The 13,192-nt window shown below is 76.8% G+C and carries 15 protein-coding genes; 12 read left to right on the plus strand and 3 right to left on the minus strand.

Going from position 1 to position 13,192, the window contains the following annotated elements:
• Nucleotides 1-70: 70 nt before the first annotated feature.
• Both CHB98_RS00425 and CHB98_RS00430 read left to right on the plus strand, forming a co-directional pair.
• Nucleotides 71-1,018, plus strand: coding sequence for a Ppx/GppA family phosphatase (locus tag CHB98_RS00425; protein ID WP_089303654.1), 948 nt, complete (start codon nucleotides 71-73; stop codon nucleotides 1,016-1,018).
• Nucleotides 1,015-1,788 carry a hypothetical protein gene (locus CHB98_RS00430; protein ID WP_089303655.1) on the plus strand — a complete coding sequence of 258 codons (774 nt, stop codon included), beginning with the start codon at nucleotides 1,015-1,017 and terminating at the stop codon, nucleotides 1,786-1,788. The genes CHB98_RS00425 and CHB98_RS00430 overlap by 4 nt, the downstream gene beginning before the upstream one ends.
• 21 nt (nucleotides 1,789-1,809) lie before the next feature.
• Here CHB98_RS00430 and CHB98_RS00435 read toward each other — a convergent pair whose 3' ends face one another.
• Nucleotides 1,810-2,373, minus strand: a complete 564-nt coding sequence (locus CHB98_RS00435) for a type 1 glutamine amidotransferase domain-containing protein (protein ID WP_089303656.1) — start codon at nucleotides 2,371-2,373, stop codon at nucleotides 1,810-1,812.
• 134 nt (nucleotides 2,374-2,507) lie between these two features.
• Between CHB98_RS00435 and proC the strand changes: the two genes are divergently transcribed.
• From proC to CHB98_RS00460, 5 genes are all read left to right on the plus strand, one after another.
• Entirely contained in the window at nucleotides 2,508-3,338 is an 831-nt protein-coding gene (proC, locus tag CHB98_RS00440; RefSeq protein ID WP_089303657.1) for a pyrroline-5-carboxylate reductase, read from the plus strand.
• 256 nt (nucleotides 3,339-3,594) lie between these two features.
• A complete protein-coding gene (locus CHB98_RS22120; protein WP_245820833.1) occupies nucleotides 3,595-3,936 on the plus strand; it encodes a helix-turn-helix domain-containing protein in 342 nt (113 codons plus the stop codon).
• Nucleotides 3,937-4,205: 269 nt separating this feature from the next.
• Nucleotides 4,206-4,304 carry a 30S ribosomal protein bS22 gene (locus tag CHB98_RS00450; RefSeq protein WP_012854759.1) on the plus strand — a complete coding sequence of 33 codons (99 nt, stop codon included), beginning with the start codon at nucleotides 4,206-4,208 and terminating at the stop codon, nucleotides 4,302-4,304.
• Between the two features lie 10 nt (nucleotides 4,305-4,314).
• Nucleotides 4,315-5,421 carry an NAD-dependent epimerase/dehydratase family protein gene (locus CHB98_RS00455; protein WP_089303658.1) on the plus strand — a complete coding sequence of 369 codons (1,107 nt, stop codon included), beginning with the start codon at nucleotides 4,315-4,317 and terminating at the stop codon, nucleotides 5,419-5,421.
• Nucleotides 5,414-6,322, plus strand: coding sequence for a lysophospholipid acyltransferase family protein (locus CHB98_RS00460; protein WP_089303659.1), 909 nt, complete (start codon nucleotides 5,414-5,416; stop codon nucleotides 6,320-6,322). Before CHB98_RS00455 ends, CHB98_RS00460 begins: the two co-directional genes overlap by 8 nt.
• Before the next feature lie 48 nt (nucleotides 6,323-6,370).
• Here CHB98_RS00460 and CHB98_RS00465 read toward each other — a convergent pair whose 3' ends face one another.
• On the minus strand, nucleotides 6,371-7,282 hold the full coding sequence (locus CHB98_RS00465; RefSeq protein WP_245820834.1) for an HAD family hydrolase: 912 nt from the start codon (nucleotides 7,280-7,282) through the stop codon (nucleotides 6,371-6,373).
• Between the two features lie 176 nt (nucleotides 7,283-7,458).
• On the opposite strand from CHB98_RS00465, the gene CHB98_RS00470 reads away from it, so the two are divergent.
• Both CHB98_RS00470 and CHB98_RS00475 read left to right on the plus strand, forming a co-directional pair.
• Nucleotides 7,459-9,003 (plus strand): AMP-binding protein, encoded by a 1,545-nt coding sequence (locus CHB98_RS00470; protein ID WP_089303661.1) that lies wholly within the window; start codon nucleotides 7,459-7,461, stop codon nucleotides 9,001-9,003.
• Nucleotides 8,996-9,244, plus strand: coding sequence for a glutaredoxin family protein (locus tag CHB98_RS00475; RefSeq protein ID WP_089303662.1), 249 nt, complete (start codon nucleotides 8,996-8,998; stop codon nucleotides 9,242-9,244). The genes CHB98_RS00470 and CHB98_RS00475 overlap by 8 nt, the downstream gene beginning before the upstream one ends.
• Nucleotides 9,245-9,430: 186 nt before the next feature.
• On the opposite strand, the gene CHB98_RS00480 is transcribed toward CHB98_RS00475, so the two are convergent.
• Nucleotides 9,431-9,637 (minus strand): zinc-binding dehydrogenase, encoded by a 207-nt coding sequence (locus CHB98_RS00480; RefSeq protein ID WP_089303663.1) that lies wholly within the window; start codon nucleotides 9,635-9,637, stop codon nucleotides 9,431-9,433.
• A gap of 506 nt (nucleotides 9,638-10,143) precedes the next feature.
• Here CHB98_RS00480 and CHB98_RS00485 point away from each other — a divergent pair.
• Genes CHB98_RS00485 through hemC form a run of 3 tightly spaced genes read left to right on the plus strand, consistent with a single transcriptional unit; the run spans nucleotide 10,144 to nucleotide 13,123 of the window.
• Nucleotides 10,144-10,803 (plus strand): redox-sensing transcriptional repressor Rex, encoded by a 660-nt coding sequence (locus tag CHB98_RS00485; protein WP_089303664.1) that lies wholly within the window; start codon nucleotides 10,144-10,146, stop codon nucleotides 10,801-10,803.
• A complete protein-coding gene (locus CHB98_RS00490; RefSeq protein ID WP_089303665.1) occupies nucleotides 10,800-12,173 on the plus strand; it encodes a glutamyl-tRNA reductase in 1,374 nt (457 codons plus the stop codon). The genes CHB98_RS00485 and CHB98_RS00490 overlap by 4 nt, the downstream gene beginning before the upstream one ends.
• A complete protein-coding gene (hemC, locus tag CHB98_RS00495) occupies nucleotides 12,170-13,123 on the plus strand; it encodes a hydroxymethylbilane synthase (RefSeq protein WP_089303666.1) in 954 nt (317 codons plus the stop codon). The genes CHB98_RS00490 and hemC overlap by 4 nt, the downstream gene beginning before the upstream one ends.
• The last annotated feature ends 69 nt before the right edge of the window (nucleotides 13,124-13,192 follow it).

Consider the following 13,192-nt stretch of genomic DNA (forward strand, 5'->3'; position numbering starts at 1 on the left):
GAGGACCCCCTGCCCCCTCCCCGCGCACGCTCGCGGTGGGGCCCTGCAGGGGGCCGGGCAGACTGGGCGCATGAGGCTCGGGGTGCTGGACGTCGGGTCGAACACCGTGCACCTGCTGGTGGTCGACGCCCATCGCGGCGGGCACCCCACGCCGCAGCACGACGACCGCTGGCTGCTGCGCCTGGCCGAGCACGTCGGCGACGACGACCTGCTCTCCAAGGAGGGCGAGAAGGCGCTGCTCAAGGCGGTGGGCAAGGCCTGCGACCAGGCCGAGAGGCAGGGCTGCGACGAGGTGCTGGCGCTGGTCACCTCCGCGATCCGCGAGGCGCGCAACGGCACGGAGGTGCTGGAGCGGGTGCAGCGCCGGACCGGCGTGGAGCTGAACGTGACCAGCGGGGAGGAGGAGGCGCGGCTGACCTTCCTCGCCGTCCGCCGGTGGTTCGGCTGGAGCGCCGGCCGGCTGCTGGTGCTCGACATCGGCGGCGGGTCGCTGGAGCTGGCCAGCGGCATGGACGAGGACCCCGACGTCGCGCTGTCCCTGCCGCTGGGCGCCGGCCGGATGACCCGCCGCTTCCTGCCCGCGGCGCGCACCGGTGGCCGCCCGGACCTCACCGCGCTGGCCGAGCTGGACGCGCACGCCACCGACCTGCTCCGGCCGGCGGCGAAGAAGCTGCTCGCCGGCGGCCCGCCGGACCTGGTGGCGGCGACGTCGAAGACGTTCCGCACCCTGGCCCGGCTGACCGGCGCGGCCCCCTACTCGGCCGGGCTGCGGGCCCCGCGCCAGCTGACCGTCGACGGGCTGGCCCAGCTGCTGGGCTTCGTGGCGCGCATCGAGTCCTCGGCGCTGGCCGAGCTGCAGGGCGTGTCGCCCGACCGCGCCCACCAGATCCCCGGTGGCGCCGTCGTGGCGCGGGCCGCCATGCGCGCTCTGGCCGTACCGTCCGTCCGGATCTGCCCGTGGGCGCTGCGGGAGGGCGTCATCCTCCGGCGACTGGACTCGTTGGAGGACGAGAGATGAGTACTCCTCCCGGTGGGCGCGGCGAGGGACGCCGCGACCCGGAGACCGGCGGCCGGCCACTGGCCGACATCCTGCGCGAGGCCGGGGTGGAGTCGCCGACCCGCGGCCGCCGCCGCCGGGGGGACGAGCTCGAGGACACCGGCGTGCGCCAGCGCGGCACCGGTGACACCGGCCGGGTCGGCGGCCGGCCGGACTTCGGCCGGCGGGCCGGCGACCAGCCCGGCAGCCGGGCCCAGGACGGCGTCCCGCCCACCACCGACCGCCGGCGCCGGGAGCCGGAGCCCTCCACCGCGGCCATCCCCGGCCTGCGGCCCTCCCGCAAGCCCGGCGTCCCGGGCGCCGCGCCGGACAGCTCGACGCAGACGGGCACGGTGCGCGAGCGGGCCCCCCGCCGCACCGCCGCGGAGGTCGCCCCGGGGCCGCAGACCGGGCCCATCCCCGCCGTCCGCGGCGGCGAGCCGCCGATGCTCGAGGACGCCCTCGGCCCCCGCGAGGGTGCGATGGCCTGGCTGCGCTTCCTCGGCGAGCTGGTGGTCGCGCTGGCCGCCGGGGTCGGCACCTACTTCCTGTCCACCGTGCTCTGGCAGCAGCTGCCCTACCTGGCCGTGGTCCTCGTCCCGGTCGCGGTGGCCGGGCTGGTCGCCGGCGTCGGCGCGTGGCGGCAGCGGATGGACCAGGAGCCGGCCGGCGTGCGGCTCGTCGCGATCCTGGTCTTCGCCGGGACGCTGCTCACCATCGCGCCGGCCGCCGGCCTGCTCTCCACGGGCTAGCGGCGTCCGCCCGGGTCTCCCTCACCCCTCCCGGTCGCCGGCCGGCTGCAGGGCGAACTGCTCGACGATCGCGGCGTCGAAGGCGTCCAGGTCGTCGGGGTTGCGGCTGGTCACCAGGTTGCCGTCGACGACGACCTCCTCGTCGACCCAGGTGGCGCCCGCGTTGCGCAGGTCGGTCCGCAGCGAGGGCCAGGACGTCATCGTGCGCCCGCGGACGACGTCGGCCTCCGCGAGCACCCACGGCGCGTGGCAGATCGCCGCCACCGGCTTGCCCGCCTCGAAGAAGGCCCTGACGAAGGCGACCGCGTCGGCGTCGGCCCGCACGAAGTCCCCGTTGATGACCCCGCCGGGCAGCAGCAGGGCGCCGTAGTCGTCGGGGTCGGCCGAGCCGACCACCGCGTCGACCTGCCTGGTGTCGCCCTTGTCGATGTGCTGGTAGGCCGTGATCTCCCCGGCCCCCAGGGAGACCAGCACCGGTTCCGCGCCGGCCTCCTCCAGTGCCTGCCACGGCCGGTCGAGCTCGACCTGCTCCACCCCGTCGGTCGCGAGGACGGCCACCTTCATCCCGTTCAGCTCTCCCGCCATGCGGCGGCGGCTACCCCGGCCCCGGGGAGGGCACACGCCGCGGGCACTAGGTTCGGGCGAGCGACCGACAGCAGGGAGGACGGCATGCCGGGGCAGGTCCGCAGCCAGCAGCAGCACCGGCCGGGAGTCCGGTCGTGACCGTCGGGGGGGCCGACCGCTCCGGGCTGGCGATCGTCGGTGGCGGGAAGATCGGCGAGGCGCTGCTCTCCGGCCTGGTCCGCCGCAGCGGGTCCGGGGGCATCGTCGTCTGCGAGCGCCACCCGGAGCGGGCGGCCGAGCTGGGCGGCCGCTACGGCGTGCCGGCGCTGTCGCTGGCCGAGGCCGCCGCCCGCGCGCGGGTCCTGCTGCTCGCGGTCAAGCCCCAGGACATCGGCGCGCTGCTCGGCGCGCTCGCGGGCTCGGTGGACGCCGGGCACCTGGTGGTGTCGGTGGCGGCCGGCGTCCCGACGTCGACCATCGAGGCGGCGCTGCCCGACGGCGTCCCGGTGGTCCGGGTCATGCCGAACACCCCGGCGCTGGTCGACGAGGGCATGAGCGTGCTGTCGGCCGGCGCGCACGCCGACGAGCGGCACCTGGACGAGGCGGAGGCGCTGCTGGCCGCCGTGGGCCGGGTGCGGCGCGTCCCGGAGGCCCAGCAGGACGCCGTCACCGCGCTGTCGGGCAGCGGGCCGGCCTACTTCTTCTACCTGGTGGAGGCGATGGTCGACGCGGGGATCCTGCTGGGCCTGCCGCGCGACCTGGCCGCGGACCTCATCGTGCAGACCGCCCTGGGCTCGGCCGTCATGCTGCGCGACTCCGGCGAGCACCCGGTGCAGCTGCGGGAGGCGGTGACCAGCCCGGGCGGGACGACCATCGCGGCGGTCCGGGAGCTGGAGCGGCACGGCGTCCGCGCGGCGCTGATCGCGGCCATCGAGGCCGCGCACGATCGCTCGGTCGAGCTGGGGCAGGCCGCGCGGGACCGCTGATCCTACCCCGCCGAACGGTCGAGGTGTCGACACAGCGTGACCGGATGCGGACGTGTCGTCTGCGACGCGCCCGGAGGCATGTCGACAAGGAGCTTGAGGTACAGATCTGCCCAGGACTGAGCGTTCCCCCTGTTCGTTTCTTCCATCGCTTCCGTCACGCATGCCCCCCTACTCTCTGTGTCAGCACGTGCGTGCCCCGTAGTCGGTGGGGAAGCCGACGAGCGACACGTGCCAGGCCGGAGATGAAGAGATGACCATGCCCCAGCGCACGATCCCCGCCGCCGCGTACGCCCGTCCCGGTGTCCCCGGCCCGCGGCCGGTCGGCCGGCCCGTCCAGGCCGCCACCATGGCCCGCCCGATCCCCCCGCAGCACCCGGCCGCCATGCCCGTCGGCCGCCCGCCCGTGCCGACCCCCCGCGCCGCCGTCACCTTCCTGACCGTCGCCGAGGTCGCCAGCATGATGCGTGTCTCCAAGATGACCGTGTACCGCCTGGTGCACGCCGGTGAGCTCGCCGCCGTCCGCGTCGGCCGGTCCTTCCGCGTCCCCGAGCGCGCCGTCCAGGACTACCTGCGCGACGCCTACACCGACATCGCCTGAAAGAGGACCCTCCTGCCCCCCCCACCGCTCGCCCGCTCGCGGCGGGACCCTGCAGGAGGGCCGGAGCATCGTCCCACCGCCCCGCGGTGGGTCCCCACGCCGGCCGGTCCCCGCGGCAGCGTCGCCGCAGGGGCGCCGGGTACTCTCGGACGTCGAGCGACGCCGAGCCGGCACGGCACGGTCGTCGCACTGATCACCTCGCGCGGCGCCCGGTCGGACCTCCCGGTCGACGGTGGCTGCCGTGCCGCAACGACGTCGGGAGCACGGACATGGGTTCGGTCATCAAGAAGCGCCGCAAGCGGATGGCGAAGAAGAAGCACCGCAAGCTGCTGAAGAAGACCCGCGTCCAGCGGCGCAACAAGAAGTGAGCTGACGCTCGTGCCGCCGTCCGTCGTCCTGGTCACCGGTGTGAGCCGGTGGCTCGGCGGTGCGCTGGCGGCCGAGCTCGCTCGCGACCGCGCCATCGAGCGCGTCATCGGGGTGGACACCGTCCCCCCGTCGCCGGAGGTGCTCCGCCGGCTCGGCCGGACCGAGTTCGTGCGGGCCGACATCCGCAACCCGCTGATCGGCAAGGTCATCAGCACCGCGTCGGTCGACACGGTCGTGCACATGAACATCAGCTCCACGCCCGCCGGCTCGGGGGGGCGGGGGCCGATGAAGGAGCTCAACGTCATCGGCACGATGCAGCTGCTGGCCGCCTGCCAGCGCGCGTCGTCGGTCCGCCGGGTCGTGCTCAAGTCCAGCAGCGCCGTCTACGGCGCCTCCCCGCGGGACCCCGCCGTCTTCACCGAGGCCATGCAGGCCCGCCGCGTCCCCTCCGGCGGCTTCGCCCGGGACAGCCTGGACATCGAGGGCTACGTCCGCTCCTTCTCCCGGCGCCGTCCCGACGTCGGCGTGGCCGCCCTGCGGTTCACCAACTTCATCGGGCCGCGCATCGACTCGGTGCTCACCCACTTCCTGCGCATGCCCCTGGTGCCCACGGCGCTCGGCTACGACGCCCGCGTGCAGCTGCTGCACGAGGACGACGCCCTGGCCGTGCTGACCCGCGCCACCACCGGCTCGTTCCACGGCACCGTCAACGTCGGCGGGGAGGGCACCCTGCTGCTGTCCCAGCTCATCCGCCGGCTGGGCCGCCTGCAGGTGCCGCTGCCCTCGCCCGCCCTCGGGTCGCTGGGCCGGCTGACCCGCCGCTTCGGCTACGTCGACTACTCACCGGAACAGATGCGCTTCCTCAACTTCGGCCGGGTCGTGGACACCACGGTGCTCCGCGAGCAGTTCGGCTACACCCCCCGGTTCACCACCGAGCAGGCGCTGGCCGACTACGCGAGCACGATCGTGCCGGTGGTGCCGCCGCAGGCCGTCGCGGCGGTCACCTCGCGGGCCCAGGACCTCGTGCACCGGGTCGGTCGCACGGCGGACTCGGTGGGGGAGCGGCTGCGGCCGGCGCCGCCGTCGCCCGGGCTGCGGGCGGTGCGCGATGCCTGAGGCCCGGGTCATCCCGCTGCGGCCGGAGGACGACGAGCCGCGGGTCCCGCCGCCGTCGACGCCGTCCTGGGACGAGCAGGTCGCCGGCGGCCTGGAGTTCCTGCGCCGCCGGCTGACCGGCGACTACGCCACCGACGAGTTCGGCTTCGACCCCGACCTCACCGACCACGTGCTGCTGCCCGCCCTGCGGCCGCTGTTCTCCCGGTGGTTCCGTGTGGAGACCCTCGGTGTGGAGCACGTGCCCGCCACCGGCGGCGGGCTCGTCGTCGCCAACCACTCGGGCACGGTGCCGCTCGACGCGATGATGGCCACCGTCGCGCTGCACGACGACCACCCGGCCCGGCGCCGGCTGCGGCTGCTGGGCGCCGACCTGGTCTTCGAGCTGCCGGTGATCGGCTCGCTGTCGCGCAAGCTCGGCTCGACGCTGGCCTGCAACGAGGACGCCGAGCGCCTGCTGACCGGCGGCGAGCTGGTCGGGGTGTTCCCGGAGGGCTTCAAGGGCATCGGCAAGCCGTTCCGGGAGCGGTACACACTGCAGCGGTTCGGCCGCGGGGGTTTCGTCACAGCGGCTCTGCGCACCGGGGCGCCGATCATCCCGTGCGCGATCGTCGGGGCCGAGGAGGCGTACCCGATGCTGGGCAACGTCAAGCCCCTCGCCCGGCTCCTCGGCCTGCCCTACTTCCCGGTGACGCCGACCTTCCCGGCGCTGGGCCCGCTGGGGATGGTGCCGCTGCCGTCGAAGTGGCTGATCGCGTTCGGGGAGCCCATCGAGACGGCGTCCCTCGGCCCGGCCGCCGCCGAGGACCCGATGCTGGTCTTCAACCTGACCGACCAGGTGCGCGAGACCATCCAGCAGTCCCTGTACCAGCTGCTGCTGCAGCGCACCTCCGTCTGGGGCTGAGGAAGGGCGCGCCTGCCCCAGCCCCTGCAGCCGGGTCGTTCCAGCACCTCACCAGGGCAGCTTGTCGCGCCTGCGCAGCGCGATCGCGCCGCCGACCAGGCCCCCGCTGAGCGCGGCGGCCGCCACGGTGGGGACGACGGTCCTCGCCGCCTTGCGCCCGGTGCGGAAGTCCTGGATCTCCCAGCCGCGGGAGCGGGCGACGGCGCGCAGCTCGGTGTCGGGGTTCACCGCGATCGCCCGGCCGGTCAGGGTGAGCATCGGCAGGTCGTTGGAGCTGTCGCTGTACGCGGTGCACCGGGACAGGTCCAGGCCCTCCCGCTCGGCCAGCGCCCGCACCGCCTCGGCCTTGGCCTCCCCGTGCATCATCTCCCCGACCAGCCGGCCGGTGTAGTGGCCGTCCACCACCTCCGAGACGGTGCCCAGCGCGCCGGTGAGCCCCAGCCGGTGGGCGATGATGCCGGCCAGCTCCACCGGCGTGGCCGTCACCAGCCAGACCCGCTGCCCGGCGTCCAGGTGCTGCTGGGCGAGCACCCGCGTGCCGGCCCAGATCCGGTCGGCCATCAGCTCGTCGTAGATCTCCTCGCCGGCCTGCACGATCTCCGACACCGGGCGCCCGGCCACGAAGGCCAGGGCGCTCTCCCGGATGGTCAGCATGTCGTCGGCGCTCTCGTTGCCGGCGATCCGGAACTTCGCCTGCTGCCACACGAAGCGCGACATGTCCCGGGTGGTGAGGTACTTGCGGGCGGCCAGCCCGCGGGCGAACCAGAAGATCGACGCGCCCACCATCATCGTGTTGTCGACGTCGAAGAAGGCCGCGGCCGTCAGGTCGGGGACGACGGCCGGCGCCGGCTCGACCTCGGCGGCGGCGGCGGCGGCGGCGCCGGCGGCGTGCGCCCGCGTCTCCTCGTCCGGCACGCCCGCCCGGCGTGCGCGGCGGCCGCGGAAGGGCAGTCCCGCCACGACGACCTCCACTGCTGCTCCGCCACCGCCGGCCGGTGCGTCACCGACTGGACCCTAGCGGCGGCCGGGCGGCCGGGGCCCCGGGGTGCGGTGCTGCGGCGGCGGGCACCGGGTGACACCATCGCGGGGGCCCGGCCGCCGGGTGGCCGCAGGCGCTGGGTGCCGAGGAGGAGCGCGTGACCGACGCCGTCCCCTCGCTGTCCGCGCTGGTCGGCGCGGCGGCCCGGGAGCGCCCGGACGCACCGGCCGTCGTGGCCGGTGACGAGCGGCTCACCTGGGCCGCGCTGGACGCCGAGGTCGACCGTGCGGCCGCCGGGTACGCCGCCCGCGGGCTGGCGCCCGGGCAGCGGGTGGCCGTCCAGCTGCCCAACGGCGTCCCCTGGCTGCGGGCCACGCTGGGCGCCCTGCGCGCCGGGCTGGTCGTCGTCCCGGTCAACACCGCCTACACCGACCCCGAGCTCGCGCACGTGCTCGCCGACTCCGGCGCCGCGCTGCTCGTGGCGGCGGGGGAGCGGCCGGCGGTGGCGGGGGTGCCGGTGCTCGCCGGGCCGCCCGCGGACGACGCCGCCCCGCCGGGGGAGCCCACGGACCCCGACCGGCCGGCCTTCCTCGCCTACACCAGCGGCACGACCGGCCGGCCGCGCGGCGCGATGCTCCCCGTGGCCGCGCTGCGGGCCAACCAGGAGCAGTGCCTGCGGATGGCGCCCCCGCCGGTGCGGCCGGACGACCGCGTGCTGCTGGCGCTGCCGCTGTTCCACGTCTACGGGCTGAACGCCGGCTTCGGCCTGGTCGCAGCCACCGGCGCGTGCGCGGTGCTGGTGGAGTCCTTCGACCCGGTCGGCTGCCTCGACGTCATGGCCCGCGAGGGGGTCACCGCCGTCCCGGGTGCCCCGCCGATGTACCAGGCCTGGCTGGCCGCCGCCGACGCCGCCGGGTCCGACGCCGGCCTGCGCCGGGCCTTCGCCGCCGTCCGGGTCGCGTCGTCCGGTGCCGCGCCGCTGCCGGCGGCCGTCTGGACGGCGATGCGCGACCGGGCCGCGGTGACCGTCTGGGAGGGCTACGGGCTGACCGAGGCCTGCCCGGTCGTGGCCAGCACCCTGGCCACCGGGCGGGCCAAGCCGGGCTGCATCGGCGGCGCCGTCCCCGGGGTGGAGCTGGAGCTGCGCGACACCGCCCTGCGCCAGCCGGTGGACGACGACGTGCCGGTGCCCGGCGGGCTGGCCGAGGACGGCCCCGGCGAGATCTGGGTCCGCGGCCCCAACCTGTTCCCCGGGTACTGGCCCGGCGGCGCCGACGGGCCCGACGCCGGGGGCTGGCTGGCCACCGGCGACCTGGCCTACGCCGACGAGGACGGCGACCTGCACCTGGTCGACCGCCGCAGCGACCTCATCCTGGTCAGTGGCTTCAACGTCTACCCCGCGGAGGTGGAGCGGGTGCTGGCCACCCACCCCGCCGTCGCGGAGAGCGCGGTCATCGGCGTGCCCGACCCCCGAACCGGGGCCGCCGTCCGGGCCGTGGTCGCGCTGCGCCCCGGTGCCCGGCTGGGCTTCGAGGAGCTGCGGGCGCACGCCGCGACCTCCCTGGCCCGGTACAAGGTGCCCACGTCGGTGCAGGTGCTCGCCGAGCTGCCGCACTCGCTCACCGGCAAGGTGAGCCGGGCCCGGCTGCGCGAGCTGGGCCTGGCCGGCGACGACGTCGTGACGGCGGACGACGATGGCTGAGGTGCCCCGGCTGCAGCTGCTGACCCGCACGGGCTGCCACCTGTGCGCGGTGGCCGCCGAGACGCTCGACCGGCTGGCCGCCGAGGCCGGCCTGCCGGTGACGGCCGTCGACGTGGACGCCGACCCCGAGCTGCAGGCCGAGTACGGCGACCGCGTGCCGGTCGTGCTCCTCGACGGCCGGGAGCACTCCTACTTCACCGTCGACGTGCCGCGCCTGCGCCGGGACCTCGGGATCGGCTGAGAGAGGACGGGGGCCTCCCGCAACCCGCCGCGGGCGCCCACCCGGAGAGCCCGTCCGGGTGCGCCGAGCGCAGGCCGCGGTCCCACCGTCCCCAGGTGGCCGGCGTCGTCCACAGCCGCCAGACCTCCTCGGGCCGGGTGGTGCCGGCGGTCGCGGCGAACCGGCGCGAGGACCCGGTCGCGACCGTCACGGGGTGGACACCTCCCGCCCCGGCACCAGCCCGGCCTCGAGCTGCCGGTGCGCGGCGCGCACCCCCTCCAGCGGCAGGGAGCGCTGCAGGACCGGCCGCAGCGCGCCGTCGGCCAGCCAGCCGGACAGCACCGCCAGGTCGGCGGCGCGTGGGGCGACGAGCACCGAGCGCAGCCGGCGCCCGCCGCGCAGCGGGGCCAGCACGCCGGGGGAGAGCCGCTCGGCCCGCCTCGCTGAGCGGGCACCTGCTGCGCGACGACGGGACGCCGGCGACGCTGGTCGACCTGGCCCGGGCCGCCGGGGTCAGCACCACGACGCCCCACCCACCACTTCGGCGACCGGGACGGCCTCCACGCCGCCGTCCTGGAGGCGGTGCGCGCCGACGGCGCGGACCTCCTCGCCGAGGGCACCTCCGCCGAGGGGCGCCCTCCCGAGGAGACGCTGCCGGCCCTGCTGCTGGCCGGCCTGCGGGCGCGGTGACGGGGCCCGGACGGGGGGTCCGGGCCGTCCGCGGGTATGGTCTCCACCACAGCGGGGCGGATCCGCGCTGGGGAGCGGCCCGTGGGCCCCCCGGCGACTTTGTTCCTGCGTTCACAAGCGGTTACCGTGGCGTTCGCCGGGCGACACTCCGCCCGGGTCCCCGATGTCGCGCGACCGCACCCGGCACCCTGCCGGACCCCCGGGCGCGACCGTTGTGGAGTGGTAGGCCCGTGTCCTCACCCCGGCCCCGGATCCCGGAGGCCACCGTCGCCCGCCTGGCCGTGTACCTGCGGGTGCTCGCCGCCCTGGCCGACGCGGGGCGCAGCAACGTCTCCTCCGGCGAGCTCGCCTCGGCGGCGGGGGTCAACCCGGCCGGGCTGCGCAAGGACCTCACCCACCTGGGCCCCTGCGGGGTCCGCGGGGTGGGCTACGAGGTCGTCACGCTGCGCGACCGCATCGCCCGGGTCCTCGGCGTCGAGCGGTCCCGCCCCTGCGTGCTGGTGGGCATCGGCAACCTGGGCACCGCCCTGGCCGACTACGCCGGCTTCGGCAGCCGCGGGTTCCGCTTCGTCGGCCTGTTCGACGCCGCCCCGGGCCGGGTCGGCCAGGAGATCGGCGGCCAGCCGGTGCGCCCGATGGAGGACCTGGACGAGGTCGTGGCCGCGACCGCGGCCACGCTGGGGGTCATCGCGACCCCGGCCGACGTCGCGCAGTCGGTGTGCGACCGGCTGACCACGGCCGGGGTGCGCAGCATCCTCAACTTCGCGCCGGTCGCGCTGAGCGCGCCCGCGGGGGTCGACGTCCGCCAGGTCGACCTCTCCGTCGAGCTGCAGGTGCTGGCCTTCCTCGGCCAGCAGCGCGGCGCCGCGGCGGCGGAGGTGACCGCATGAGCCTGCTGGCCGTCGGCGTGAGCCACCAGACCGCGCCCGTCGCGCTGCTCGAGCAGTTCGCGATGGGCACCGACGACACCGTCAAGGCGCTGCACGAGCTGGTCGGCAGCGACCACGTCAGCGAGGCGATCGTGCTGGCGACCTGCAACCGGGTCGAGGTGTTCGCCGAGGTCGACCGCTTCCACGGCGGCGTCTCCGACGTCAGCCGCGTGCTGGCCCGCCAGGCCGGCGCCACGGTGGAGGAGCTGTCCCCGTACGTCACCGTCCACTACGAGGACCAGGCCGTGGCGCACCTGTTCACCGTCGCCGCCGGGCTGGACTCCATGGTGGTCGGCGAGACGCAGGTCCTCGGCCAGCTGCGCAACGCCTACGCGCTGGCCCGCGAGCAGGGCACCGTCGGCCGGGCGATGCACCCGGTCGCGCAGCGGGCGCTGCGCGTGGGCAAGCGGGTCCACTCCGAGACGGGCATCGACCGCGCCGGCGCCTCGCTGGTGTCGGTCTCCCTCGACCGCGCCGAGGAGCGGATCGGCGCCCTGCACGGCCGGCGGGCGCTCGTCATCGGCGCGGGGTCCATGGGCGCGCTGGCCGCCACCACGCTGGCCCGCCGCGGCGCCTGCGTCACCGTCGTCAGCCGCACCCCCGAGCACGCCCGCCGGCTGGCCGCCTCCGTCGAGGGCCGCGCCGCCGGGCTCGCCGACCTGCCCGCGGAGATCCCCGCCGCCGACGTGCTGGTCACCTGCACCGGCGCCCGCGGCACCGTCGTCGGCACCGAGGTCGTCGCCGGGGGCATGGACGGCCGCCCGGGGCGCCCGCTCGTGGTCGTCGACCTGGCGCTGCCCCGCGACGTCGACCCGGGGGTGGCCGCGGTGCCCGGCGTGCACGTCGTCGACCTGGCCCTCCTGCAGGGCGAGCGGAGCGGCGTGCTGCTGCCGGACGGCCGCGCGTCGGCCAGCCCGGTCGCCGCGGACGACGTCGCCGCGGCGCACGCCCTGGTCGAGGCCGAGACCGCGCTGCTGCGCGCCGAGCGGCAGGCCGCCGCGGTCGCGCCGACGGTGTCGGCCCTGCGCAGCCAGGCCGCCGAGGTCGTCGACGCCGAGCTGCTGCGGCTGTCCACCCGGGTGCCCGACCTGGACGCGCGCACCCGCGCGGAGGTCGCCCGCACCGTGCACCGCGTGGTGGACAAGCTGCTGCACGAGCCGACCGTCCGGGTCAAGGAGCTGGCCAGCGCCCCCGGCGGGGTGGACTACGCCGACGCGCTGCGCGCCCTGTTCGGGCTGGGCATCGACGCCGACGTGGTCCCCGAGCGGACCACCCTGGCCGAGGCGGTCACCGTCGACCCCGACGAGCTGCGCCCGGGAGGCGCGGCATGACCGCCCTGTCCACGAGCGGCACCACCACCGGCACGCTGCGCCTCGGCACCCGCGCCAGCCAGCTGGCCACCACCCAGTCGCAGGCGGTGGCCGACGCCATCACCGCGGCCAGCGGCGTGCCCGTCTCGCTGGTGCACATCAGCACCGCGGGCGACCGCTCCTCGGCCGCGATCGCCCAGCTCGGCGGCACCGGCGTCTTCGTCACCGCGATCCGCCAGGCGCTGCTCGAGGGCACCGTCGACGTCGCCGTCCACAGCTACAAGGACCTGCCCACGCTGCCCGAGCCGGGGCTCACCATCGCCGCCGTCCCCCCGCGGGAGGACCCGCGCGACGCGCTGGTCGCCCGCGACGGCCTCACCCTCGGGGAGCTGCCGGCCGGGTCCACGGTCGGCACCGGCGCCCCCCGGCGGGTCGCCCAGCTGCGCGCCCTCGGCCTCGGGCTGGAGGTCGTGCCGATCCGCGGCAACGTGGACACCCGGATGAACCGGGTGGTCCCCGGGGACCTGGACGCCGTCGTGCTGGCCCGGGCGGGGCTGGCCCGGCTGGGCCGGCTGGGCGCGGTCACCGAGACCCTGGACCCGCTGCAGGTGCTGCCCGCGCCGGCGCAGGGCGCGCTGGCCGTGGAGTGCCGCGGGGACGACGAGCGCACCCGTCAGGTGCTCGCCGCCCTCGACCACGCGCCGACCCGGGCCTGCGTGCTCGCCGAGCGCACCACGCTCGCCGCGCTCGAGGCCGGCTGCAGCGCGCCGGTCGCCGCCTACGCCGAGCTGGCCGAGGGGGAGGACGGCCCCGAGCTGTTCCTCCGCGCCTCGGTCACCGCCCTGGACGGCAGCGACGGCGTCCGCGGCTCCACCACCGGACCCCCGCAGGAGGCCGAGCGGCTCGGCCGCGAGCTCGCCGCGGAGCTCCTCGACCGCGGGGCCGCCGAGCTGATGGCCGCCTCCCGGTGACCCCCATCCCCCTGGCCGGGCAGCAGGCCCCGGCCCTCCCCACCCCCCCACACGAGCCCCACGGGGCCA

Origin of the sequence: Geodermatophilus pulveris, from assembly GCF_900188375.1 — a bacterium.
Taxonomy (GTDB): domain Bacteria; phylum Actinomycetota; class Actinomycetes; order Mycobacteriales; family Geodermatophilaceae; genus Geodermatophilus; species Geodermatophilus pulveris.

What these genes read in the sequence shown, in the direction of transcription:
- CHB98_RS00425 (WP_089303654.1), top strand. Translation starts at nt 71, where the DNA reads ATGAGGCTCGGGGTGCTGGACGTCGGGTCGAACACCGTGCACCTGCTG.
- CHB98_RS00430 (WP_089303655.1), top strand. Translation starts at nt 1,015, where the DNA reads ATGAGTACTCCTCCCGGTGGGCGCGGCGAGGGACGCCGCGACCCGGAG.
- CHB98_RS00435 (WP_089303656.1), bottom strand. Translation starts at nt 2,373, where the DNA reads ATGGCGGGAGAGCTGAACGGGATGAAGGTGGCCGTCCTCGCGACCGAC.
- CHB98_RS22120 (WP_245820833.1), top strand. Translation starts at nt 3,595, where the DNA reads ATGCCCCAGCGCACGATCCCCGCCGCCGCGTACGCCCGTCCCGGTGTC.
- CHB98_RS00450 (WP_012854759.1), top strand. Translation starts at nt 4,206, where the DNA reads ATGGGTTCGGTCATCAAGAAGCGCCGCAAGCGGATGGCGAAGAAGAAG.
- CHB98_RS00460 (WP_089303659.1), top strand. Translation starts at nt 5,414, where the DNA reads ATGCCTGAGGCCCGGGTCATCCCGCTGCGGCCGGAGGACGACGAGCCG.
- CHB98_RS00475 (WP_089303662.1), top strand. Translation starts at nt 8,996, where the DNA reads ATGGCTGAGGTGCCCCGGCTGCAGCTGCTGACCCGCACGGGCTGCCAC.
- CHB98_RS00490 (WP_089303665.1), top strand. Translation starts at nt 10,800, where the DNA reads ATGAGCCTGCTGGCCGTCGGCGTGAGCCACCAGACCGCGCCCGTCGCG.
- hemC (WP_089303666.1), top strand. Translation starts at nt 12,170, where the DNA reads ATGACCGCCCTGTCCACGAGCGGCACCACCACCGGCACGCTGCGCCTC.